Origin of the sequence: Paenibacillus sp. cl123 (genome assembly GCF_900101595.1) — a bacterium.
Classification (GTDB): domain Bacteria; phylum Bacillota; class Bacilli; order Paenibacillales; family NBRC-103111; genus Paenibacillus_G.
Genome location: NZ_FMYY01000001.1, coordinates 170,705 through 196,500, shown reverse-complemented (window position 1 = coordinate 196,500; position 25,796 = coordinate 170,705). Strand labels below are relative to the sequence as shown.

Here is a 25,796-nt window from a genome sequence, read left to right as displayed (position 1 = left end):
CTCACGCCCTGTAAAATTTTGTTAAATATCTATTGATAATCTTTATATGACAGATAAAAAAAACACCAAAAACAATCAAATAGCCAAGAAAACCAAATAGAATATTTGATTGATATGAAAACAAAATAAAAATTACAATCCCCAATAATTCCAACAAAATATTGGATTTATTTATTTTAAGAATTTTGGCAATGTATAACTCAGATAAGTAGAGCCTTATTGTCATTGCTAATAAGGTTCCCACAGCAACCATTAAAACTGACTTGCTCATGTAATATAGTGGTGTGATTAGGAAAACTGCGAAAAGTAGACCAACAATATTTGCATTAAGCATTGCTTTTTCTTTGCGAAGTAACTTGTAATATGGATTAATTAAAATCTGCATTTTAAATTGGATAAATACTATAGCAAAGACTATAGGTAAATAGTCAAAAATTAGTACGTATTCCTTCATCATTCTACTAATAAAAATATATAGGGGAAAGTAAAGTATCAACACCCCAAATGCCATAATATTAATCAGTTTATTCAAATCCACGAAATACTTCGAATACATAGTCTTGTCTAATCTATTTAAAGTCGGGTATATGACTAGACCGATCGCTGAGATAAATATAACTAGCAAATTTATTGTAGATAATGCTACTGAATAACTTCCATAAGCCTCCACACTCTCAAATCGCTCTACAATGAATCGTCCAAATCCTAGTACGAGCATTCCTGTTAAATTTGCAAACAATAATTTTATTCCGACACTTATATTCTCAACTAATTCAGTGTACGCTAATTTAAACCGACTACCTTCTCCAAATAATACATCCTTACACGAGTAGCCCATCAATAATAAGACTATAATTTTAGAGAATGTATCAGCAATAATTATAACAGTATACTGGTCTATCGAAAAAAAATATATAACCGATAATGACAAAAGAACTATAAATTTATCTAGAATATTGTAAAAACTGTATTTCTTCAGTTGATTAGTAGCTTGCAAAGTGTAAAGTAAGATGCCTGATAGTCCTACAATTGGAATATTAATCGAAGCCCACATCATCGCTTTTTGCTTCTCTACATCTGTCTCGAGTAAAACAAATAAGGAAACAATTATAGCAATCAACAGTTGGAGTATTAAAAAAATTTTAATACTTGATCGAAATAATTTCTTAGGCAAATCCTCATAGTTATACTTTCCATAACGTAGATATATTCCATCATTAACACCTAACGCAAAAATGCCAGCATACGATAGATACAATAAATAAATTTGCCAGTAACCATTATTTGTAATTCCAAGCATTAAAGGCAAACAGAGAATCTTGATAATTCCTAATACAAGACTCGTTGCTTGTGCGAAAACCACTATCACTATATTTCTTAATCCTGATTTAATAATTTGGTCTTTAGACATTTTTACTTTTCATCTCTTATATCAATTTTTTGATAACATGCTTCCTTCGGAAAGTTGTGCAAATTGAACAACATGCTGTGGTTTCACTGCCTCAACTGAATAACTGAACTTTCAATAATTTAAACAACTCACTTGAATCAAATGGATTGAAAAATTTTTTTTGTGTGTAATCGAACAACACTTCATGTGAAAAATTGCAATTAGAAGCTAAAATAGGAGTCCCATGCATTTTCGCTTCGATTAATGGCAAGCCAACTGTTTCAATATATGAAGGAAAAATTAACGAAGATTTTGAGTAATATTCAAACACTTTTTCCCTCGATAATTTTCCCATAAAAGTTACTGGTAACTTATTTTCTTTCACAATTCTATATAAACTTGCAATGTTTTTGTTTTCATTTCCATTTAACGTAAATACAATATCATAATCAATTAAACCTTCCTCTTTCAATTTCAAGCAAGCATCAATAATTAGCTTATGATTTTTAAACGGCAAGCCACTAGCAGGATAGAAAAAAGTTTTTAAGCTTTCATTTGTCCTCTTATAGGGCCTTTTAACCTCAATTTCGATTTTTGGTGGTTTTACTTCAATTTTCTCCTTATCAATATATAATTTTTCCACGCACGCTTCTTTCATCCATTCCGTCTGAACGATTACCTTATCCGCTCGTTTTATCGATCGATAGATACCTTTACTCAATAAATTTTGATATAACCAAAGTAACCTATCATTAAATATCGAAAATCTATATTCCACAAAAGGGAGAGAATTGTGAACATATACAATTTGCCGAATCTTTACGAATGGGATAATAATATTTTGAAGTGACAAAATCTCATCTACTTCATACTTTTTTACTAGTTTTGGAGCAATAAACATATCGAAATACAGGCGATGCAGCCAACTTTTCTTAATCCATGGAAAACGTAATACTTTAATATTAGGGAAATCTGTTAATAATGGTTTACTTACTATAAAAATATACTTGTTGTTTTTATCGTTTTTGTAATCATTGTAAAAATCAATTAAGACCGAAAGGGCTCCACCACTTTCAGCAGGCACATCAAATACCATAATATTCATACCTTTTTCCATACCATTCTATTCACAATCCCCATATAATTTTGAATAATCTTAAAAGAATGTAACCTTATTCATCCAGTATCTAGAAATTAGATCCCCCGCCATACCAGTTGAACCGAATACACGAATTTTCATCTACTTAACCTCCAATTCTTCAGTTCCTCTTGAATATAGTTAAGTTTAAGTAATTTATTTTTTATTCCTTGAATATCTAGGCGGCTTGTATTATGTGAGTTATAATCATCAATTTTTTGTAGTTGATCGTTTCCTTCAATGAAATATTTGTCATAATTTAGATCCCTAGTATCAGCAGGGACTCTATAATACTCCCCAAAGTCATGAGCTACTACATACTCTTCTTTTGTAAGAAGAGTCTCGTATAACTTCTCTCCGTGCCTTGTACCAATAACTTTTATATCATTATTAACATTAAATAGCTCTTTAAGTGCTTGAGCTAAATCAGCAATTGTTGAGGCAGGTGCTTTTTGAACCATGATATCTCCCGCAGCTGCATTTTGAAAAGCAAATACCACAAGTTCTACTGCATCTTCAAGACTCATTAAGAATCTCGTCATCTTTGGATCGGTAACAGTTAGTTCCTGTCCATTTTTGATTTGCTCTATGAACAACGGAATAACCGATCCCCTAGAAGCCATTACATTCCCATATCTGGTACCGCAAATTAGTGTTCTTTCAGGATTTACAGTTTTTGATTTTGCCACAAACACTTTTTCCATCATAGCTTTGGAGATTCCCATCGCGTTAATAGGATATGCAGCCTTATCGGTAGAAAGACAAATGACTTTCTTTACTCCCATTTCAATAGCAGCGGTAATAACATTATCAGTTCCCATAACATTAGTTTTTACAGCTTCTAATGGAAAAAACTCACATGACGGTACTTGTTTAAGAGCCGCTGCATGAAAAATATAATCTACCCCATATATTGCATCTTTAACACTTGCTAAATCACGAACATCACCAATATAAAATTTAAGTTTATCATTCTTGTATAACTTTCTCATATCATCTTGCTTCTTCTCATCTCTAGAGAATATACGTATTTCCTTTACCTCTGTATCTAAAAAACGTTTCATCACAGCGTTTCCGAACGAACCTGTCCCACCTGTTATTAATAAAATTTTATCTTTAAACATTTCAACTACCCCCATCTTATAAAACGCTGTTCGTAAAATGTTTCATTATGATTTGATAACTTCGTTCCGAAGTATAGTTTTTTTCGAGATACTCCCGAGCATTTAACCCGAATTTTTCTATCTCATTTTTATGTTCACAAATATAGTTTATTTTTTCAAGAAACATTTCTTCATCATTGCTTTCACACCACCATCCAAAACTCCCCTTTTCCATTATTTCCCCTAAATCAGTATTAATATCTGTACAGGCAAGTGTAGGCATAGAATAATCCATATAAGAAAGCAATCGAGAAGGAAAATTGGGTATTGTAAATCGACAATCTAAAAATATTAAGCCCACATCGCAAGATGATACCAACTCGTCATACTTCTCTTTAGGTAAACCATTTATTAATCTCATATTTCTAGGCTTTTCTTTGCTGAAAAACTCCTCCAACTTGTAATAGTCTGTCCCCGTACCACAGATAATAAAATAACGATCATCCATATTAATATTTTTCTTCAAACATAAAATAATAAAATCAATATTTTGAGGTTTACCTAAATTGCCACCATAAATAAATGCTGTACTTTCTTCAGGTATATCAAATTGCCTCTTTAGTAATCCTTTGTCTCTTGGCACAATATACTGAGGTTCAATACTGTTTGGACAAACCTCAATAGATTTTGAGACATTTTCCTGATTGTGCCTTAATAAAAATCTAATATTTGCTGGAGATAAACATCCAATATAATCGGATACTCTATATAACCTTTTTTCCTTATGTCTAAAATGCTTGTATACAACTCCCTTTAACCCTTTTTTACTAAGAATACCTAAGTCTACAGCATTTTGAGGAAAAATATCTTTTAAAAGCAAATAAGTTTTGGCATTATCTCTTTTCTTCACATATTTAACCGCCTTGTAAAACGTGATCGGCGGGGTAGTGTATATAATCAAATCGAATTTTATATGTGTTGTGAACTTTTTAATGCTTTGCTTCAATCTCGACTCTAACCTTAGAATAGATATACCTTTCTCAATTAAATTAGTCTTTTGCGTATTTCCGATTTTCGGCTTCAAAATAAGTAAATTTTCGCTTTCTAGCTGAAGTGCCCTTTTATGCTTACGTCTTTCAACAGGAGATACAACACATACATAGTGACCGTGTTTTAAAAAAGTTCTAAGTAAATCTGTATATATATTTCGTTCATCTAAACTATCAAAATCTAATAAGGATATAAACAATATGTTCATCATTATTGGTCTCCAAAAATTAATAAACTCTCCTAGCCGGAACACCCATATAAGTCCCAGCGTCAACAATATCCCTTACCACCACAGCACCGGCACCAATTATGCAATTACTCGTGATATTTACGTTATTACTCACAATGCTTCCAATGCCTAACCAAGCTCCAGCACCAATGTTCACAGTCCCAGCCATATGAACCCCCGGCGATACATGAACGTAATTTTCAATTAAACTGTCATGGTCTATCGTAGCTCCAGTATTAATAATGCAGCCTTTTCCAACCTTGGTGCAGCAGTTAATCACGACACCAGCCATTACTGCAGTTCCCACGCCCAATTCAACCTGCTCACCTATAACGGCCCTAGGATGAATTAAAGTTGTTATATGTGCTCCCGCAACCTCTAGCTTTGATTGGATCCTTTCTCTCAACGCATTATTACCAATACCAACGAAGATGTCCCAATCGTCAATAAATGCAAGCATATCGTCCGATTTACCGACAACCTCTAACCCCATTGATGATTGGATAAGCTTATCATTGTCGAGAAAAGCAATAGTTTTCCAAGTATTCATTTTCAACGCAATGTCAGCAATAACTCTTCCGTGCCCTCCGGCGCCAATTATGAGTAATTGTTCTCTCATATGTTTACTCTTTCCCTTGACGTTCCTTTAAAAGGCTCCATCGTAACAGCCGTCTCCGAATGTATACCTTCTCTAACAAACACTTTCTTTATCGTCAGAAAAATAATCTTCCAATCTTCAATGAAGCTTATATTGTCTATATACTGTACATCCAGATCAAACTTGTCTTCCCAGCCAATAGCATTCCTGCCGCTGATCTGAGCGAGACCGGATAATCCTGGCCTTACCTCATGACGTCGTTTCTGATGATCGTTATATAGAGTCAGGTATTGCACAAGCAAAGGCCGCGGCCCTACAATCGACATATCACCCTTTAAAATATTAAACAACTCTGGGAGTTCATCGAGTGATGTAGAGCGCAGGAATTTACCGAACCTGGTCAGCCGTACAGCGTCAGGCAGCAGCTCCCCGTTACCGTCCCGCTCGTCGGTCATCGTTCTAAATTTGTACATCATAAAAATCTTCTCATGCAGGCCCGGCCTTTGTTGTTTGAAAAATACAGGACTGCCTAACTTGTTCCTTACTAACAACGCTAGCAGCAGAATCAACGGACAAAGAACAATAATAGCCACCAAAGATAGGACGACATCCATAGGCCGCTTCATAAACTTTTGATAGAAACCACCCTTAAAATGCCCCATCATGTCCACCACAATCTCCTGATAATCTCTACAACTCTCTCCAATTCCTCATCCGTCATCTTCGTATCAGAAGGCAGACAAACGCCATTCTCAAACAGCTGCTCTGCTACATTCGTTCCGATAAAATCGTACTTTTCAAAAAACGGCTGCTTGTGCATGGGCTTCCAGATCGGTCTGGACTCGATATTTTCCTTCTCAAGAGCCTCCATAATATCTATCGGTCTGACCTTCCCGTTTAGCATCATAGAGCTTAACCAATAATTCGGCTCATCCCAATCATTGCTGGGCATAAATTCAATACCATCCAGCTCACACAGCGCGCTTCTGTAGAATTCAAAAATATATCGTTTCTTTGCGACTCTCTGATCGAGAACTTTAAGCTGTCCTCTTCCAATACCGGCAACTACATTGCTCATCCGATAATTAAATCCTAACTCGCTATGCTGATAATGTCTGGCCTGATCTCTGGACTGAGTTGCCCAAAATCTGGCCTTGGCGATACTTTCCACATTATCCGATACCAGCATCCCGCCGCCTGAGGTTGTTATGATCTTGTTTCCATTAAAGGAAAATATCCCATAATCCCCAAATGTCCCTGTATGCTTACCTTTATAATAAGTACCTAGACTTTCAGCTGCATCTTCGATTAATACGACATTGTGCTTCCGGCAGAGGTCTACGATGGCCCCCATCTGCGCCGATAAGCCGTAAAGATGTACGACAATTACTGCCTTCACATTCGGATACTTTTCAAATGCCCTCTCGAGAGCCTGCGGACACATATTCCAAGTCTCGTAATCACTATCTATAAAAACAGGAATGGCATTCTGATAAATAATAGGATTGGCTGTAGCCGAAAATGTCAGTGACGGGCAGAACACAATATCCCCTTCCCCAACTCCGGCTGCTTTGAGGGCCAGATGAATCGCAGCTGTGCCTGAGGACAATGCCGCTGCGGCTTTGGATCCGACCTTGTCCGCTAACTCTTGCTCAAACTGGTTGACATTCTCACCAAGAGGGGCAATCCAGTTCGTATCGAAAGCTTCCTTGACATATTGCATTTCATACCCTTCATCGCTCATATGCGGCGATGAAAGAAATATTCGATTTCCCATGACTTGAGAACTTCCTCCCGTATGTATTAACCACGCTCTCCTTAAGCAAATAAAGCCTCCGATCCGCCATGCCCCAACGGAACAGACTCTATCCGAAGCTTTATCCTGCGCGACAGCATACTAACTCACATTCAAAAACGTAGGCACCATACTCTTCAAGCTCTCCCGGATCTCCGTACGATCTCCGCTCAAGCTCTTCTCCAGCATCTTCAGCTCCAGTTCGAACTGCGCTTGATTGACCAGTGTCGGCTTGCCGATAAATATCCGGTCATGCGTCGTCGAACCGATTCCCTCTTCATCCGTCAGCAGCTCCTCATACAGCTTCTCGCCGGGCCGGATGCCGCTGAATTCGATGTCGATGTCTTCATACGGCACGAAGCCGGACAACCGGATCAGGTCCTCGGCGAGCTGAACGATCCGCACCGGCTCGCCCATGTCGAGGATGAAGATCTCTCCGCCCTTGGCGAAGGCGCCTGCCTGGATGACGAGCTGCACCGCCTCCGGTATGGTCATGAAGTAGCGGATCATGTCCGGATGAGTGACGGTGACCGGACCGCCGAGCGCGATCTGGCGTTTGAAATGCGGGATGACGCTGCCGCGGCTGCCGAGGACGTTGCCGAAACGAACGGCGACGAACTTGGTCTTGCTTGTGCGACCCAGCGACTGGACGATCATCTCGGCGATGCGTTTCGTTGTACCCATGATGCTGGTCGGGTTGACGGCTTTGTCGGTCGAGATGAGGACGAAGCGCTCGCTGCCATAGCGGTCGGCGGCTTCGGCGACGTTCTTCGTACCGAACACGTTGTTCTTGATCGCCTCGGCCGGGTTGCGCTCCATCAGCGGCACATGCTTATGGGCAGCTGCGTGGAAGACGACCTCAGGCCGGTACATCTGGAATACTTCATCGATTCTCTCTCTATCTTGTATATCGGCAATAACGGTCTCGATCGGAACTAGAGGATATTTCCTGCGCATCTCCATCTCGATATTGTAGATGCTGTTCTCGCCATGGCCGAGCAGTATCAGACGGCTTGGCTGGAAAGGAGCGATTTGCCGACATAGCTCCGAGCCTATGGAGCCTCCGGCCCCTGTGACGAGCACCGTTTTATTTTCTACGTAATTGGCGATACCCTCCAGGTCAACCTTGATAGGATCGCGTCCGAGCAAATCTTCGACCTCAACGTCGCGAATCTGCCTGACGGTTACTTTCCCGTTGATCAGATCATTGAGATTGGGGATGATTCTCAGCTTGGCTTTTGTCCCTTTGCAAACCTCGATGATCTCGGCGATTGCCTTCTTGGACAGGGACGGGATCGCGATAATAATCTCGTCAATATGCATCGAACTTACTATGGTTGCCAGTTGTTTCCGCGAGCCCAGGACAGGCAGATCATGAATGCGCTGCTTATGCTTCAAGCGGTCGTCATCGATGAAGGCCACCGGATACAGATCCGCATCCAACTGACTGAGCATCTCCTTGGCGATCAGCGCGCCGCAATCCCCTGCACCGAAGATCAGGGCGCTTTTCTGCCTCGCAGGCTTCTTGATCAGAAATTTATCCCGCACGATACGCCAGACAAATCTTGAGCCTCCGACAAAAAGCAGCAGGGTCTCATAATGCCGCAGCAGGATGGACAAAGGCACTCTCTCTAAAGTAATAGCGTATGTAACGGTAAACGAGAGCAGGACGCCCACGGTCACCGACTTGAAGATCGCCAGAATCTCTCCGATACTGGCGTATTGCCATACCCGATTGTACAGCTTGAAGTATCGCATCGTAAGAAAGCAGATGACACAGGATACAGCCCCATAGATGAGTGCTTGCCGGATGAAGGAGGATGGGATGCTTCCGTCAAAACGAAGTACATATGCGGTTAAAATGCTGAACCAAACGATCGCCATGTCCAGTACAACCAGCAGCGAATGTCGTTTCTCGTAACTCATGTCCATCCTCCGTTATCTAGCAACCCTTATTTGGGGGACTCGGTGGTCCCGTAGTAGTAGTAATAATACGATTCCGCATTTTTGCGGTCCATGTTGTTCAAGACGACGCCCAGGATACGGGCTTTGACATGATCCAGGTTGGCCTTCGCCTTGATCGCCATGTCTCGCTTGACCTTGCCTGAATCGACGACGAGGATGACACCGTCGCACTTGGTCGCCACGATCTGGGAATCCGTTACGGCCAAGGTAGGCGGAGCATCGATAAGAATAATATCGTAGATGCCTTTCAGCTCATCGAGCAGCGCCGTCATCCGCTTGGAAGCAAGCATCTCCGAAGGGTTCGGAGGGATCGGTCCGGATGTGATCAGTGACAAATTATCCACATAGGTATGTTGGACCACGTCACCGAGCTTTGCCTGACCGGCCAGGATGGACGTTAGTCCCCAGCGGTTCGTCACAGAGAACGTATGGTGCATGGTCGGCTTGCGCAGATCGGCATCGATGACGACGACCTTCATATCCGTCTGAGCATAGGCTACGGCCAGGTTGGTCAAGGTGGTCGATTTCCCTTCACCCGGACCTGCCGACGTGACCATGATCACCCGCAGCTCCTCATCAATAGCGGAGAACTGAATGTTCGTCCGCAGGGTACGGTAGGCTTCGGAGATCGGAGACTTCGGATTTTCGTGTGTGATGATCGGCCGGCGGTTATTTGTGGATGGTTGCACGGGTCAATTCACCTACTTGTCCGGATTTATGTGAAGAGGCGGTTGATTTGGTTCCCAGCAAATCTTCGTCCTTGATCTTGGCAATCATCGCGACGGTAGGGAGATCCAAATATTGCTTGATATCCTCTTCTGTCTTGATCGAGTCGTCGAGATATTCCATCAGGAAGGCCAGACCGATGGCAATCATCAAGGAAACGACGAGGCTAATCGCAATATTGAGCTTCGGGTTGGGCTTCACGGGAGTCGGATTTTCCAGATAAGTCGCTTCGTTCAGAAGTGATACATTATCTACCTTCATAATGGATGGTATCTGATCCTGGAATACCTTGGACACCGCATTTACGATATCCGCTGCTTTATTGTAAGAGTTGTCTTGTACGATAAGTGTCATGACCTGGGTGTTGTTGACAGAGCTAACTCGAACTTTCTTGATCAGTTGATCCGAATTGAGGTTAAATTGCGGGTAATCCTTGGCAACTTTGTCCATGATCCGTGGCGTTTTGATGACCTCTTTGTACGTATCGATCAATCGGATATTCAAATTAACGGAGTTGATGTCTACCTGCTGCAGGCCTTGCTGTTCGCTTGACTTGTTCACGATAAGCTTCGTAGAAGCCTCATAGACCGGCTCCATGAAGAAATAGCTGACAATACCTGTTGAAAGTGTGCACAGTAATACAAAAGCAAGGATTAGCCAGATCCGCTTGCGAATGATCTTGATATAATCCTTTAAATCGAGTTCCATGATGTACCCCCATTCCTAGAAAAACAACTTATGAACATGCTTGTGACCTAATAATCTTCGAGTTCATTCCGCAAATTTCGCGGATATCGCCAAAGGTGATACCTCCCCTCACGAGGAGAGGAGGTATCCAACTGTAAGCTTGATTACTTGTTCAACAAACGGTAGATAACAACCGCAGCTTGCGCGCGGGTAGAGTTGTCGTTCGGGTTAAACTTGTCGCCTTCTTCGCCGACGACGATGCCGGCGGAAGCGGACAAAGCAACTCCGGCTTTGAGCGAATCATTGATATCCGCGCTGTCTACGAAGCCCTTCAGCGCTGCATCGGTGTCCTTAACGGCAGCCAGTTCCTTGACGGAGGTCAGCGCACGTGCCGCAATCGTAGCCATCTCGGCACGAGTGATCTTGCCGTTCGGCTCAAACTTGCCTTCGGAGCGGCCGTTGACCAGACCGTGCTTCACAGCGGACGCCACATAAGGCTGGAACCAGTCGGAAGCATCGACATCATCGAAGCTTTCGCTGGCGTTCGGCGCCTGCAGGCCGAAGGTATTGACGATCATTTTCGCAAATTCGGCGCGGGTCACGGTTTCGTTCGGTACGAATTGCTTGTCTGCGCGGCCTTCTACGATACCCTTGGCAGCAGCAACCTCGATCTGACGGCCAGCCCATGCTTGCACGGAAGCCGTATCGTCGAACTTGACATTGTTCTCTACAACCGTATAGGACGAGAACGAGCTGCGTTGCTGCGAGAGCTGTTTGGACCCGGCATCATACTTACCGCCGTAGAACTCCAGCTTGTCGCCAATAATCTTGGCGAGCGTCAGCTTCTCGGCGTCGAATTTGGATACGTCGCCAACCGGCAGGCTCAGCACGATCGGCTCGGAGAACGTGGATACGTTCTTGCCGTCCACGGTGATGGTGAACTCATAAACCTTGGAAGCGACCGGAAGATCTGTTGCCTCCTTGGCTGCGGACGCATCCTTCGTTTGAATCGCCAGGTTCGTGTCGCCCTTGAATGCATCAGGATCAAGCGCAACGCCAACGCCGTTCACTTGAATGGCGATGCTGTCGATTTTGCCGGTTTGTGCGGCGGACAGAACAGCCTTCGGCAGCGGTACGGCGATGGAAGCGGCATTGACCGTTCCCAGGTTCAGCTTAAGCTCCAGCTTGGCTGCCAGGTCTGTCTTTACGCCAAGCTTGTCCAGCTTGTCGCCGAGCAGCTTTGCTTGGTCAAGGACATTTTGGATTTGCTTGGCCAGATCAGCCGCGTCAATCTTCAGCTCAGCCTTGCCGTCCGTGACAGTCATTTTATTAGCGAGGTCGAGCGTGGCTGCTTTGGCCAGCGCTTCGGAAGCTTTCTCGACCAGCTTATCCAGATACTCCTGCTTGGCAGTGCCTTCGAGCTTGGCGATCTCGGCTGCCGCATTGTCGAGCTCTTTGCTTACAGCGTCAACAGCTGGATCAGTAGTGCTGGAGAAGCCGCCACCACCGCCGCCTCCGCCACTGGAAGGCTTATCTTCATCCTTGGAAAGGGTAATGGATTGCTTAATAATCAGCTTGTCGTGGAGCGCATTACCCGGCAGGTTAATGCGTCCTGTCACTTGTCCGCCAATCGAGCTGCCCGCAGAAGAACTGCTAGCCGAGATAGTGCCCGTGGCACCGTCATAGCTTATCGAGACATTGCCGTTAGCCGGCTCGAAGCTGACTTTCAACAAGGCTGCAGGGAACTTAATGCCGGCAATGTTGAATTGCGCTTTATAAGTACCGCTGCTGCTGGAGTTCTCAATAACCTTATACGTTTGGTTGATTTTGTAACGAAGCGCCGCTACGCCAAGGTTATAAGTAGCTTTATGATCAGGGTCGGCGGCAGTCACGAAGTTCACGCTAGTCTCAGCGATATCCGTGGAGGTGATGCTAAGTCCTTGCAAGATTTGATTAAAGGAATTGGTCGTATCGCTCATCACTACGTCTGCAGCTTGTTTGATAAGTTTTTTTAGCTCGTCCCTGTCATTAAGAGCCAACTTGCCCAAGCTTTCCAAACCGGCGCTCTCGAGCTGTTTGAATACTTCGGACTGGAACTTCGACGCATAGTTGATCACATCGTCCGTCGTGACTTCGCCTTCCTTGAGATCCACGCCCGAGGCCGCCTCCAGCTGATGAAGAATGCCCCGGACAAACGGTTTATTCAGGTACTCTTTCATATTAGTGCTGTTCGTATCAAAGAACGGGGTAAGCTCAGTAAAAAGATCCAATACGCCTTCGGCGTCAATCGGATAAGTAGTAGTGTCGATGTCTTGAATCAGCGGCTGAATCAACGAAGTGTCCGTCAGTCCCTTAAGCGCTGTGTTAGCTGTCTCAATCGAAGCCAACTCGCCCTCTTCCCACAAAAAGCTCTTCAACGTCTGAATCTTGCCCGCTACATCATCCAGCGTAGCGGCATGCGCCGTGCTGCTGAACCCGATTTTCTCGAACAAACCCTTCTGGCTAAGCGGCAGGCCCGCGAAGGATGCGACAGTCAAGCTGGCGGCTACAGTAGTTGCGATTATTTTTTTCTTCACTATTTACATTCCTCTCCTCGTCCAACAATATTATGTATAAAGAATTTAGTAGAAAAGACACCGGCTCCCGCTGCGATTGTAGTATATAACGAACAGGAGAAGCGTCTCTTCTACATCTTTATCGGCAGATTACAAGATTGATATAAGCCAATCGCGTACAAAGTGAAATGTTACATGATTATCAAGAAATGGTCAATTCAATAAACTGGATTTCAAAGAATATAAAGGTTTTTTTATTTTTCCAGGTATATCCATAATTTCACCTTTAAAAGAGAACTACCAAATCTTCCACCAACGCTTGCGGCCAGCCTGGGGCATCGTCAGGAACTTGATCTCCTCATGCTGCAGGAGCCTGTGAGCATTATCGCTCAAATAAGCGCTCAGCGTTCCTCCGCATTCTTGAGCGATCAGCGAGTAGGCCTGCTTGAGTCCGAATGCCCGGTGCTCCAGATTATGCGCGTCCGAGGAAATGAACTGGGCCAACCCTTGCCCGCACCACTCCAGGCACAGCTTCTGCAGCTTGCGGCCATAGGCGCCGTTGACGGAGTGCGAGGTCAGCTGCGACAGCGCCCCGGCTTCGATCAGCCGCGACAGTCTGTCCGAATCGGCGGCCAGTACGGCATTGCGCTCCGGATGTGCGATGATGGGCGTGTGACCGAGAATGCGCAATTCATGGATCATCTCTTCCGTATAAGCAGGCACGTCCGAGGAAGGCAGCTCCAGCAGCAAATAGGGCGTGTCATGAAGCCCGATCGCTACTCCCTCCTGCAGCTCCTCCAGCAGCTCGCGGTGAATGCGAATCTCCTGGCCGGGCAGTACGTCTACAGACACGCCGCGGGCGGAGAACAGCCGGATCAGCGTCTCCACATCCTGCCGGATATGCAGTCCCGGATTCGAATATTTGCCATTGGCGTGGTGTGGAGTGGCGATCAGCGTCCGGATGCCTTCCTGCTCGGCGGCCTGGGCCATACGAACCGCCTGCTCTTCGCTCGCGGCACCGTCATCAATCCCCGGAAGGATATGGGTATGTATGTCGATCAAGATGCAATCTCCTTATCTTCCTGAACTCTATTATCCTTGCTTTACTAAATTATAATGAAAATAACGCCATTTGTCATGACCAGATTATGTGAACTTTTCCACTAAAGCATTGTTTTTCCCCGTTCTGCAATGATTATTTACTTCATATTTTGACAAGCGCTATAATGAGATAATCTGGCGAGATTCTCGCAGCTTTTTTGCTAGGATACGGAAAGCTTCCATGATATAATGAATCGAATTGTGACAGGCAGGTGATTTCATTTTATGCAAAAAATACCAGTGACTCGCGATAAGAAGAGTTCCGATATTTTTATCATTCCCTCGGATGAAGTGGTCAAGATCGAGTGCATCCGCGATAAGGAATATATCATTCATACCGTAAACGATAAATTTTACTGGGCGGCTTCGCTGGAGGCGTTCGAGGAATGGCTGTTCGAGGAGGGCTTCCGGCTCATTGATCAGATGAATGTGGTCAATATGAACCATGTGACCGAATACGAATCCCGCAAAGGCACGGTCAAGCTGCAGCCCACGCCTGCCTCGCCCTACAAAACCGCTTCGGCGGCATGGATTCACAGCGAGCATATCACGAACGTGATCAGTCTTTTGCGTAAAATGAAAGATCTGGACCACGGTATTCCGGAGGAAGAGGACGATATCTTCGAGACGATCCTGGCTCAGGAGGAGGATCATCGGTTCGCCCGCTCGTACGCCATGATCAAAGCGCTGTATGAGAAGCGCAAGGCGGAGATTTTGCTGGAGGAAAGCGAGCTTCGCTACAAGTCCTTGTTCGAGCATAACCCGGACCCGATCTGCTCGTTCAACCTGAACGGGCAGATTACGAGCATCAATCCGGTCATGTACGCCGCTACCGGATACACCGAGCAGGAGCTGCTGAATAAAACGATCGATGCGCTGCTTTTTCCGGAGCACTATACCGTGTGGTCAACCAACTTCCTGCTCACCTTGGGCGGTACGCCTTCCCATTATGAGATCGCTTTCCGGCGCAAGGACGGCCACCGGATTGAGCTGAGCATGCACAGCTTCCCGATCTTCGTTGGCAAGCAGATCGCCGGGGTGTTTATGATCGGGCAGGACATCAGCGAGCGCAAGCGGGCCGAGGAGATGCTGCTGCGCTCCGAGAAGCTGTCCGTCGTCGGGCAGATGGCCGCCGGCGTCGCTCACGAGATCCGCAATCCGCTGACCTCGCTCAAAGGCTTTGTTCAGCTGATGCAGTCGCGGGTGGACGGCTTCGATCACTATTTCAACATTATGCTCGAAGAGCTGGAGCGCATCAACTTCATCGTCAGCGAGTTTCTGGTCATTGCGAAACCGCAAGCGGTGCTGTTTCAGCCGAGGGACCCTGTGGCCATCCTGCAAAATACGATTTTGCTGACTGGCTCGCAGGCTATTATCCATAATGTTCATATCGACACGCTGGCCGATCCCGATCTTCCTATGATCAATTGCGATGAGAATCAGATTAAGCAGGTGTTCATCAATATTTTGAACAACTCCGTGGACTCGATGAAGGACGGAGGCACGATCAAGGCCGAGTTCAAGCTGAATGCCGACGGACGGGTGCTGATGCGTTTTACAGATCAGGGCTGCGGTATTCCGGATGACCGCATCTCACGGCTCGGAGAGCCGTTCTATACGACCAAGGAGAAGGGAACCGGGCTCGGACTGATGGTTACGTTCAAGATCATCGAGAATCATGGCGGCGAGATGAAGATCCGCAGCAAGCTCGGCCAAGGCACGACCGTTGAAATCTATATGCCGGCCGTCAAACCGCCGGAAGCGCCCCCCTTTCCTGACTTATGAATAATAACTGCGCACAAGAAAATGAAGCCTGCTGAGCCGCTTGATGGTTCGGCAGGCTTCTCCTTTTCCTGAAGGGATATCGTACGTGGAACCGTCCTACCGGTTCAGCAGGCTGCCTACATAGCGGAGCAGCTCATTGGCCGATGCCGTCGTATAGCCATGCTCCTCTACCAGCCGCTTGATCACTTCGTTAATCCGCTTCAGCTGATTCTCGTCCGGCGTTTTGGTGGACGTCGTGATTTTGACGATATCCTTCAGATCGGTGAACAGCTTCTTCTCGATCGCTTCCCGCAGCCGTTCATGGCTGCTGTAGTCGAATCTGCGGCCCTTGCGGGAATAAGACGACATGCGAATCAGGATCTCTTCGCGGAATGCTTTCTTTGCATTCTCCGAAATGCCGATCTGCTCCTCGATCGAGCGCATCAGCCGCTCATCCGGGTCCATCTCCTCTCCCGTCAGCGGGTCCTTGATTTTCGACCAGTTGCAATAAGCCTCGATATTGTCCAAATAGTTGTTGAACAGCGTCTTGGCCGATTCGTCGAAGGAGTATACGAATGCCTTCTGCACCTCTTTCTTGGCAAGCTCGTCATATTCCTTCCGCGCGATCGAGATGAAGTTCAGGTACCTCTCCCGCTCCTCCTTGGTGATCGACGGATGCTGGTCCAGACCGTCCTTGAGCGCCCTTAACACGTCCAGCGCATTGATAAACTCCAGATCGTGGCGAATCAGCGCACTGGAGATTCGGTTGATGACATAACGCGGATCGATGCCGGTCATCCCTTCCTCCAGATATTCGCTTTGCATCTCCTTCAGATCCGCTTCCTTATATCCCTCCACTTCCTGACCGTCATACATGCGCATCTTCTTCACCAGATCCATCCCCTGCTTCTTGGACTCCTTCAGCCTGGTAAGGATCGAGAAGATGGCTGCGGCGCGGAGCGAGTGCGGGGCGATATGTACATGCTTCATGTCGCTTTGGCCGATAAGCTTCGTATAAATTCTCTCTTCCTCCGACACCTTGAGGTTATATGGAATCGGCATCACGATCATGCGCGACTGCAACGCTTCATTTTTCTTGTTGGCGATAAACGACTTGTACTCGGATTCATTCGTATGAGCGATGATGAGCTCATCCGCACTGATCAGCGCAAACCGTCCTGCCTTGAAGTTGCCCTCCTGGGTCAGCGACAGCAAATTCCAGAGAAATTTCTCATCGCACTTGAGCATCTCCTGGAATTCCATGAGTCCGCGATTGGCCTTGTTCAGCTCGCCGTCGAAGCGATAGGCGCGCGGATCGGATTCCGAGCCGTATTCCGTAATCGTCGAAAAGTCGATGCTTCCCGTCAGATCGGCGATATCCTGCGACTTCGGATCGGACGGACTGAACGTTCCGATGCCCGTCCGGCTGTCCTCGGAGATGAACACGCGCTCCACGATGACATCCTCGATCCGTCCGCCATACTCCTCGCGAAGCCGGATCTGGCAGGAAGGGCACAGATTGCCTTCGATCTTCACATCGAACTCGCGCTCCACTTCGGGGCGCAGCTCATGCGGAATCAGATGCAACGGCTCTTCATGCATCGGGCAGCCCTTGATCGCATAAACCGCGCCGTCCTCCGTGCGTGAGAACTGCTCCAGCCCCCGCTTAAGCATGGTCACGAGCGTCGATTTCCCCCCGCTTACCGGCCCCATCAGCAGCAATATCCGCTTGCGCACATCCAGACGCCTTGCCGCCGAATGAAAGTATTCCTCTACCAGCTTCTCTACGGCGGAGTTCAGACCGAAAATCTCTTTCTCGAAAAACTGATACTTCCGATGCCCGCCCTCGTCGATGATGCCGTGAGAGGCGATCATTTCGTAAACGCGCGCATGCGCCGTCATAGCAAGACGAGGATTGTCGCGAAGCTTTTCCATGTACTCGGCAAAGGTGCCGGTCCAGGCCAGCCTCTCCGTCTCGGTGCGATAATCGGCGATTTTCTTGAATATGTTCATGTTTCTTACCTCCTCCGGGCTTTGCGCAGCAGGCAAAACCAGCTTTCAAGATGTCGGCACAGTTTTTGGGGCGGTCAGTGACTTAACTTAAGTTATGAGGGAGCGCTCGTCAGAAATCCGAAGTGTATTAAATACCTATGCATGAACTCGTACGAACTTGACCGATATTTTAATGAAGTTGGAAAAACGGAGAAATACCCGGCAGCCTTTAGACAAACCAGCTCAATTGGCCTATAATGTGGGTACTTAACATGTTCGTGCAAGGGATGTGAACGAGGTGCCGATCAAGAGCGAAACGGAGCTGTACGCACCGGTCAAGACCTACCTGGAGCAGCAGGGCTATGAAGTGCGCGGAGAGGTGCGGCATTGCGATCTGGTCGCTATCCGGGGAAAAGAGCCGCCGGTTATCGTAGAGCTGAAGCGGAGCTTCTCCGTCCCCCTCCTGCTGCAGGGGATCGACCGGCTTCGCCTGTCGCGGACGGTTTACGTCGCGTTCGAGCGGCCGAACAAAGGACGCGCGCCGCACGGAGCGAGCTGGCCCGAGCTGAGGCGGCTGTGCGGCATGCTTGGGATCGGTATGATGACCGTGCAGTTCTATCGCACCCGCAAGCCCCGCGTGGAGGTCGAATGCCATCCGCCCGAGCTGACGCTCGCGGCGGGTGTTTCGTCTGCGCGCAAGCCAAGGCGCAGCAAGTACGCCGCCGACAAGCTCGAGCAGGAATTCCGCGAGCGCCATGGCGATTACAATGTAGGGGGCAGCTCCAAGCAGAAGCTTGTAACCGCCTACCGGGAGAAATCGCTGCGCCTGGCCGCCATGCTTGCGACTCACGGGCCGCTGCCGCCCCGCAAGCTGCGGGAGCTGTGCGGGAACAGCCGGGCTGCGGACATGCTTCAAAAGAATGTATACCTGTGGTTTCAACGGGTGGAGCGGGGAATATACCGCCTGTCGCCGCAGGGCGAGGAAGCGCTGCTTACGTTCGCGCATGTGGTGGAGGCGTATCGAACAGCGGAGGGTCCTCCCTCTGAAGCACGCGAACCCTTGAAATCTGCAGTGAGTGAGACCCTGAAATCTGAAGCCGCGGCGGCCTTGTCAGACATCGCCGCGGAGCTATCTGCAACCGCGAGCGGCACCCGGCGGCCTGCACGCCGGAAAGCAGGCTCGGGCCGCTCGACCTGAGGTTCGAGGACGAGGTTTTGCCGGTCCGCGCTTCAGTCCGTGGTCCGGGTTAATAATCCGAAGACTGCTTGCGCCGCCTGGACAGCTCCTTATGCATCCAGATCGCGGCCTGGGCCCCCTCTCCCATGGCGATGACGGACTGCTCCGCATGTACTCCGATGTCCCCAGCCGCCCAGACGCCGGGTACATGAGTCCTCTTCGTCCGCGGGTCCGTCACGATATGACGATTCTCCATCCGCTCGACGCCCAGATGAACCGCCCAGTCGGAGTGAACCTGATTGCCCCCGAACGCGATAAATCCTCTGCTGCCGCGAAGGACGGTGCCGTCCTTCAGCAGCACGCCGCCAAACGAGGAGGCGACAGGCAGTACTTTGCCATCCCTTTCGCTGCTCTCCCCCTGCTCCCCGGCGCCCCCATGGGCTTCCGCCGCCGCCAGCCGCTCTTCGGAGCCGTCGAGCACTTCGGCAATCTCCATTTCGATATACGCGATCCCCTGAGCTTGAAGCTCGTCCAGCTGTGCACTGCCGATAGCCTGACGTTCATGATTGACGTAGACGAGATCCTCGCACCAATGCCGCAGCGTCAAGGCCATGCCTGCGCCTGCAGTGCCTGAGCCAAGCACCAATGTCCGCTTGCCGGCCGTCTCATAGCCATCGCAATCCGGGCAGACGAACACGCTGTGGCCCAGCTTCTCTTCCAGACGGGGAATTGCCGGATAACGGTCCGAAATGCCTGTCGCGATCAGCAGCGTTCTCCCTCTGCAGCTCCCCCCGCTCGATCCGAGCGCGAGCTCAAAGCCTTCCCCGTGACGGGCGGCCCCAATGACTTCATCCTGAATAAAATGCACCCCGTAGCTTTCCGCCTGCGCCCGTCCCAAACTTCTCAGCCTGTCTCCTGACACTCCGTCCGGCCAGCCGATAATATTGCGGTAATTGCCGCAGAGCGTAGAGCGCCCTCTCCCTTTATCCACGACAAGCACCGAATACCGGTAACGGCCCAGCTGGATAGCAGCTTGCAGACCGGCAAAGCCGCCCCCGACAATCAAGCAATCGTACATCCTGCTTCCTCCTCTGCTCTAGCTTGCAAGGCCCCGCACGGCCTACGCTGCCCCTTCTTCACACGAACTTTACCCTCGGAGCCGCGTAAGCGCCTGCTGTATTTGCTTTGCTGCAGCGATCCTATCATTTTCGGCAGCCTGAGCGGATCGCTTTCCTATTACCAGTGTCCCCCTTTTCCAGACCAAATCATGCATTGTGAAATTTGTACCCCAAGACCTAAATATTAAGAAATCTATAGGAAAATTGACCCATATCAAACATTCAGTTACAATAGAATGACAAGAATTAACCGCTTACAATAAGGTGAGGTGTTGGATGTGCTGCGACATATTCTGATTCTGTATCACCGCTTCATGAAGACGTTATATAAGAAAGAAGGCTCCTGGCAAAATCACAGCTATGTGCGGCATCACCGCAAGGAACGTTATTATAGAGAAAAAAAGAGAAGGTGAACTGCTTTCACCTTCTCCCGCATTTTTAACCTGCCTGCCTCCAGCACGTTCCTATCTAGGTCAGCCGGCCACCTCGCTCTTGCTCCTGTTCTTGCTCTCTCCCGCTCCCGCTGCCTTATCCCGTTCGATCAGACGAACCATCAAAAACTGCAGCAGCGCCCCGGCGAGTACGATCCATGGCAGCAGCTCGAACCCGAAGCGAGCGGAGATCAGCACAAACGATACGATCGACACTACCCGTCCGGCATTCATGAAGATTTCCCGAAGCACGACCGATTCCACCCGCAGCTCGCCGCGCAGCGGCAAATCCCCGATCAGCCGGTAGAAATACGAGCTGACCGTATTGCCTTGCACAGGCGAACAAAGTGAATAGATGATCATGAAAATGAGCACGGTCGGCAGCGTTATGCCGGCTTGCAGACTCAGTCCCCCGATGACAAAGCCAACCGAGGTATATAAAATGAAGCTTCTGGAGCGCTCCTCCGTGCCGAAGCGGGAAATGAAGAAGCCTGCCCCGATGCTGAGTCCTGCAAACAACACGCCCAAATAGCCGACGACATCCTCGCGCCCCACGATCCGGTACAGCAGGATATTGGGAAGAAACAGCATAATCCCCTGCTGAAGACCCAGCGTAAAGAACGAGAGCAGCGACTTGGTCCATCGCGGATGTTTGCGCAGCAGCAGACTCGTATATTTCAAATAGTACGCTTTATGATGAGAGGGCTTCGTCCGGATACGCAAGCTGCCGATACTCGCTATAAGAAACATGGCGCAGGCTGTACCGAACACCATCGTATAGCCCTGCAGCCCATCGGCCGAGCGGATCAGAAAGCCGGCAAGCGCGGGCCCGATCAGCCCTCCGAGCGTAAAGGTGATCGTATTCACCGCCAGATATCGTATTCGGTTGCGGTCGGTCGAAACGTCGTACATCAATGTCAGATAGCCGACCCAATAGAAGGCGCTCGCAATTCCGTTGCAGATGGCAAACAGCAGATAGAATGTAACGACTCGTTCTCCAGCGAATACAACAGCCAAATAGAAGATAGCATTCATGGCGATCCCGATCCGGTATACGACCATCCGGTCCTTGCGCTTGATAAGCCAGCCTCCCAGCACGAACGCTATCGCCACCACCACGTAGTTCACCGCAAAATAAATGCCGTTAATGATCATGCTCTGCGTCAGTCGCCACAAATACAGAGTCAGGAACACGCCGGACATCGACGCCCCGAATTGAAAACAAAAATGGATAAAAAGCGACACGCCTGCTTCCTTGGATAACTGTTTGTCCGGCGGAATCGCCGGCCTTCTCGCTTCCAGCCATTCCGTGAACGCCGCTCCGTACTTTGAGCCCATCCGCCACCATGCCGCCTCTCTAGTCTCTCACGCTGCTTAAATATGTACCGATCAGGTTCATTGTATCAACGCCCCCTCAGCTTGAAAACCCGTAAAAAACCGCTTTTGGCGCGTTTGAGACCATAATCGGGCCTGGAGCGCGATCTCCGCAGGAGAATAGGAGTATCTTCTACATTTTCTCGCCCAAGCCAGTGTTCCCCCGGTCACCTAGTCGCCAAAAACGCCGCCCGGCTGTCCGGACGGCGTCACATGCGGCTTGCTTTATTTTTTCTTCAGGCTGTCCCATGTTTCCTGGAACTCGGCGAACATTTGATCCTTCGTTTTTTGCTTCGCGGCATAGGCCTGCATAGTAGCGGCAAACTTCTTACTCGACGCTTCGCCGCCAGGGAATTTGAACCAGTTCCAGCTAAGCGTTTTGTTTTCCTTGCTGTACTTCATCAGATCGGCGGCAAGCGGTCCGAGAATTTTCTCGTCAGCCGAGATGGTCGTGAAGGCCGGGATGAACTTGAACTCTTCCACCATGTATTTCTTGCCCATGTCCGAGGTCACGAGCCAGTTAAGGAACTTCTTGGCCTCTTCCTTGTTGGCCGAGTTTTTGTTGATTACCCAGTTGTTCGGCACGCCGACAGGCAGCTTGTCGCTTGCGGCAGCGTCATCGCTGATCGGCATCGGCAGGAAGCCTACCTTGAGATCAGGGTTGGTTTGCGTCAGCTGCAATTGCGTCCAGTTGCCTTGCTGCGTCATAGCCGCTTTGCCTGTTGCGAAGTCGGTTACTTGGGTTTTGTAGTCCGTTTGCAGCGGATTTTTGTTGCCATATTGCAGCTGCAGGTCGAACAGCTTCACCCAATTCTCGAATCCGGCGTTGCCGGCAATTTTAGCGGAGCCGTCATTCAGCCCGGCAATAAATTTATTAGGGTCCGGCTGATAAGCGAACGGCAGGTTTACGAAGTGATTGCCCAGCACCCACCATTCTCCGTAACCGTTGACGAATGGCGTAATGCCAGCGCCTTGAAGCTTTTTCGCCGCAGCCTCAAGCTGCGTGAGCGTCTTCGGCAGCTCGGTGATGCCGGCTTTCGCGAACAGATCCTTATTATACAGGAAGCCGTAGCCTTCCAGGTTAAGCGGCTGGCCGTACAGCTTGCCGTCCTTGGTCATAGGCTCCTTCGCTACTTCAACCAGATCCTTCACCCATGGCTCTGCGGACAAGTCTTCCAGATGCTCGATCCACTTATCGAGGTCGGAGAAACCGCCGTTGTTGAAAATGTCCGGCTTGTCGCCCGAGTTAAACTTGGCCATCAGCGCAGCGCCGTAGTCGGCACCGCCCCCGACCGTGTCGATCTGAATCTTCACGCCCGGATTCGACTTCTCGTATTCCGCAGCCAGCTTTGCAAGCGGCTCGGCGATTTCGACTTTGAACTGGAACATTTTCAAGGTGACGTTTTTGGCTCCGCCCGTTGTGCCGCCTGTTGTGCCTCCGCCCGGAGCCGGTGTTTCTTCTTTTTTCGCGCAGCCTGCGGCGGCTGTCATCGCCAGTACCGCGGCCAAGCTCAAGCTAACGATTTTTTTTGCTTTCATGTATAAAACCTCCCTTGTTCTATGAAAACGTTTTACTTTCTACACTTTTATTGTAATCAAAGTTCCGCTATCAAATACACCGATTAAATTGATCGAAATAGTGGAATTTGTTGACACCATGATCAGCCTTTGACAGAACCTGCGGTAATCCCTTCAATAATATACTTCTGCATCGACAGGAAGAAAATAATGATCGGGATGACCCCAAGCACCAGCGCGGCGAGCGCCAGATCCCACTGCTTCGTGTACTGGCCGAAAAACGAATAGGTCGCCAGCGGGATCGTTCTCAGATCCGGGCTGTTCAGCACGAGCAGCGGCAGCAGGAAGTCGTTCCAGATCCACAAGCTGTTGAGCAAAACAATCGTCACGGACATCGGCTTCAGCAGAGGAAACACGATGCGCCAGAACACGCCGTACGGAGAGCAGCCGTCCACCCGCGCCGATTCTTCGATCTCCCGGGGGATGGACTTGATGAACCCGTGGTAAAGGAACACGTTGAGCGATACGCCGAAGCCGAAGTAGCAGATGATCAGGCCCAGACGGCTGTCCATCAGACCCACTTGGCTCGCGACCTTCACGAGCGGGATCATGATCGACTGGAACGGGATAACCATCGCGGCAACGAAGGCCAGGAACAGCAGGTTGTTGAACCGTGAAGGATACCGGACCAAACGATAAGCGGCCATCGAGCTGATGACAACAAGACCGAGATTGCTGATCACGGTGATCAGCAGCGAGTTGCTGAATACCCGCGGAAACTTCATGATCGTCCATACCTTGGCATAGTTTGCCAGATTGAAGGACTGCGGCAGGTTCGAGGAGTTGACGAGCAGCTCCCCGAACGTCTTCATGGAGTTCACGATAACGAAGTAGAACGGCACCAGGAACAGCAGGCCCAGGATGATGGCGAGCACTTCGAGCGAGAACAGGCGGAAGCTGTAATTTTTCGTCGTTTCCATTAGGCCTCCACCTCCCTGCTCTTCGTTACCCGGACTTGAATCATTGTAATAATCGCTACGATGACGAAGAACAGAAATGCCTTGGCCGTGCCGAGCCCGTAGCGGTTGTTGCGGAACGCCTCTTCATAGATGTTGAGCGCAACGGATTGCGTCGAGTTGAACGGTCCGCCCTGGGTCAGCGAGACGTTCAGGTCATACATCTTGAAGGCCCATGAGATCGTCAGGAACAGGCAGACGGTGACGGACGGCATGATCAGAGGCAGCGTAATGCTGCGCAGCGACTGCCAGCGGGTGGCGCCGTCGATGTAAGCCGCTTCCTGCAGCTCCTTCGGCACGTTGGCCAGCCCTGCGATATAGATGACCATCAGATAGCCGGCATGCTGCCAAACGCTGACGATAATAAGCGCCCAGAAAGCGGTCGGCGCATCGCCGAGCCATGGAAGCTGGAAGAAACCAAGTCCGGTCAGCTCTCCGATATTGGCGAAGCCTTTGACGAAAATAAACTGCCAGATAAAGCCGAGCAGCAGGCCGCCGATGACGTTCGGCATAAAAAATACGGTACGCAGCGCATTTCTCGTCTTGAGCGCCTGCGTCAGCAGCAGGGCCAGGACAAAGCCGACTATGTTGGAGAGAATCACCTCGGTCACCGTAAACCGGGTCGTAAACCAAAACGACTTATGAAAGTCTTTATCGTTGACCAAAATCTGCTTAAAGTTGTCGAAGCCGACCCATTTCACATGAGAGGTTACCCCATTCCACTCGGTGAACGAGTAGTACATGCTCATGAGGAAGGGGATTAACACAATGATAGTAAAAAAAACGAAAGCCGGCCCGACGAACACGAGCTGCTGCAGCGTTGTCGAGAACCGCTGGTTTTCCTTCATGGGAACCTCCTCCTTTTCTGTATTACAATCTGCAACTCATCGTTAAAATATACTTTAAGTATAAAAAAACGCCAGACCTGTGAACACGCAATCTCGTGACGTAACAGGTGGAATTTATTGATTATTGTTGATACAATTGATGCTTGAAGTTTACGCTTTCGACGCCGGCTTTCTTTCAGAAAGCCCAAAGTTCATGCTTTCGACGCCGGCTTTCCTTCGGA

General features: G+C 48.6%; 20 protein-coding genes. 2 read left to right on the top strand and 18 right to left on the bottom strand.

Annotated features, from left to right (window positions below):
• Position 1: 1 nt before the first annotated feature.
• The 12 genes from BLR08_RS00890 to BLR08_RS00835 form a co-directional block, all read right to left on the bottom strand.
• The gene (locus BLR08_RS00890; RefSeq protein WP_072330077.1) at positions 2-1,411 is read right to left on the bottom strand and encodes an oligosaccharide flippase family protein; all 1,410 of its coding nucleotides are present in this window, start codon (positions 1,409-1,411) and stop codon (positions 2-4) included.
• 91 nt (positions 1,412-1,502) lie between these two features.
• Positions 1,503-2,495, bottom strand: a complete 993-nt coding sequence (locus BLR08_RS00885) for a glycosyltransferase (RefSeq protein WP_072330075.1) — start codon at positions 2,493-2,495, stop codon at positions 1,503-1,505.
• A gap of 131 nt (positions 2,496-2,626) precedes the next feature.
• Entirely contained in the window at positions 2,627-3,652 is a 1,026-nt protein-coding gene (locus BLR08_RS00880) for a polysaccharide biosynthesis protein (RefSeq protein ID WP_072330073.1), read from the bottom strand.
• A 16-nt stretch (positions 3,653-3,668) separates the two neighbouring features.
• Positions 3,669-4,892, bottom strand: a complete 1,224-nt coding sequence (locus tag BLR08_RS00875) for a glycosyltransferase family 4 protein (protein ID WP_256257579.1) — start codon at positions 4,890-4,892, stop codon at positions 3,669-3,671.
• A 16-nt stretch (positions 4,893-4,908) separates the two neighbouring features.
• Positions 4,909-5,529: an acetyltransferase gene (locus BLR08_RS00870; protein WP_072330071.1), complete on the bottom strand. Its 621-nt coding sequence runs from the start codon at positions 5,527-5,529 to the stop codon at positions 4,909-4,911.
• Positions 5,526-6,170 carry a sugar transferase gene (locus BLR08_RS00865; protein ID WP_072330339.1) on the bottom strand — a complete coding sequence of 215 codons (645 nt, stop codon included), beginning with the start codon at positions 6,168-6,170 and terminating at the stop codon, positions 5,526-5,528. The genes BLR08_RS00870 and BLR08_RS00865 overlap by 4 nt, the downstream gene beginning before the upstream one ends.
• On the bottom strand, positions 6,170-7,285 hold the full coding sequence (locus BLR08_RS00860) for a DegT/DnrJ/EryC1/StrS family aminotransferase (protein WP_072330069.1): 1,116 nt from the start codon (positions 7,283-7,285) through the stop codon (positions 6,170-6,172). The genes BLR08_RS00865 and BLR08_RS00860 overlap by 1 nt, the downstream gene beginning before the upstream one ends.
• Before the next feature lie 120 nt (positions 7,286-7,405).
• Positions 7,406-9,229, bottom strand: coding sequence for a polysaccharide biosynthesis protein (locus BLR08_RS00855; protein WP_072330067.1), 1,824 nt, complete (start codon positions 9,227-9,229; stop codon positions 7,406-7,408).
• A 26-nt stretch (positions 9,230-9,255) separates the two neighbouring features.
• Positions 9,256-9,957, bottom strand: a complete 702-nt coding sequence (locus tag BLR08_RS00850) for a CpsD/CapB family tyrosine-protein kinase (protein ID WP_072330065.1) — start codon at positions 9,955-9,957, stop codon at positions 9,256-9,258.
• Entirely contained in the window at positions 9,938-10,702 is a 765-nt protein-coding gene (locus tag BLR08_RS00845) for a YveK family protein (RefSeq protein WP_072330063.1), read from the bottom strand. Before BLR08_RS00845 ends, BLR08_RS00850 begins: the two co-directional genes overlap by 20 nt.
• Positions 10,703-10,845: 143 nt before the next feature.
• Positions 10,846-13,257 carry an S-layer homology domain-containing protein gene (locus BLR08_RS00840; RefSeq protein ID WP_072330062.1) on the bottom strand — a complete coding sequence of 804 codons (2,412 nt, stop codon included), beginning with the start codon at positions 13,255-13,257 and terminating at the stop codon, positions 10,846-10,848.
• A gap of 276 nt (positions 13,258-13,533) precedes the next feature.
• Positions 13,534-14,298: a tyrosine-protein phosphatase gene (locus tag BLR08_RS00835; protein WP_072330060.1), complete on the bottom strand. Its 765-nt coding sequence runs from the start codon at positions 14,296-14,298 to the stop codon at positions 13,534-13,536.
• Between the two features lie 264 nt (positions 14,299-14,562).
• Here BLR08_RS00835 and BLR08_RS00830 point away from each other — a divergent pair, with 264 nt between their 5' ends.
• The gene (locus BLR08_RS00830) at positions 14,563-16,122 is read left to right on the top strand and encodes an ATP-binding protein (protein ID WP_072330058.1); all 1,560 of its coding nucleotides are present in this window, start codon (positions 14,563-14,565) and stop codon (positions 16,120-16,122) included.
• 96 nt (positions 16,123-16,218) lie between these two features.
• Here the strand turns inward: BLR08_RS00830 and BLR08_RS00825 are convergent, their stop codons facing one another.
• Positions 16,219-18,114, bottom strand: a complete 1,896-nt coding sequence (locus tag BLR08_RS00825; RefSeq protein ID WP_072330056.1) for a PrkA family serine protein kinase — start codon at positions 18,112-18,114, stop codon at positions 16,219-16,221.
• Positions 18,115-18,391: 277 nt separating this feature from the next.
• On the opposite strand from BLR08_RS00825, the gene BLR08_RS00820 reads away from it, so the two are divergent.
• On the top strand, positions 18,392-19,291 hold the full coding sequence (locus BLR08_RS00820; protein ID WP_083537038.1) for a DUF2161 domain-containing phosphodiesterase: 900 nt from the start codon (positions 18,392-18,394) through the stop codon (positions 19,289-19,291).
• 49 nt (positions 19,292-19,340) lie between these two features.
• Here the strand turns inward: BLR08_RS00820 and BLR08_RS00815 are convergent, their stop codons facing one another.
• The 5 genes from BLR08_RS00815 to BLR08_RS00795 all read right to left on the bottom strand — a co-directional run bounded on the left by BLR08_RS00815 (position 19,341) and on the right by BLR08_RS00795 (position 25,575).
• Positions 19,341-20,348, bottom strand: coding sequence for an NAD(P)/FAD-dependent oxidoreductase (locus tag BLR08_RS00815; RefSeq protein ID WP_072330054.1), 1,008 nt, complete (start codon positions 20,346-20,348; stop codon positions 19,341-19,343).
• 513 nt (positions 20,349-20,861) lie between these two features.
• Positions 20,862-22,157: an MFS transporter gene (locus BLR08_RS00810; protein WP_072330052.1), complete on the bottom strand. Its 1,296-nt coding sequence runs from the start codon at positions 22,155-22,157 to the stop codon at positions 20,862-20,864.
• Positions 22,158-22,418: 261 nt separating this feature from the next.
• The gene (locus tag BLR08_RS00805; protein ID WP_072330050.1) at positions 22,419-23,732 is read right to left on the bottom strand and encodes an ABC transporter substrate-binding protein; all 1,314 of its coding nucleotides are present in this window, start codon (positions 23,730-23,732) and stop codon (positions 22,419-22,421) included.
• Positions 23,733-23,854: 122 nt separating this feature from the next.
• Positions 23,855-24,691, bottom strand: a complete 837-nt coding sequence (locus BLR08_RS00800; RefSeq protein WP_072330048.1) for a carbohydrate ABC transporter permease — start codon at positions 24,689-24,691, stop codon at positions 23,855-23,857.
• Positions 24,691-25,575 (bottom strand): carbohydrate ABC transporter permease, encoded by an 885-nt coding sequence (locus BLR08_RS00795; RefSeq protein ID WP_072330046.1) that lies wholly within the window; start codon positions 25,573-25,575, stop codon positions 24,691-24,693. The genes BLR08_RS00800 and BLR08_RS00795 overlap by 1 nt, the downstream gene beginning before the upstream one ends.
• Positions 25,576-25,796 lie beyond the last annotated feature (221 nt).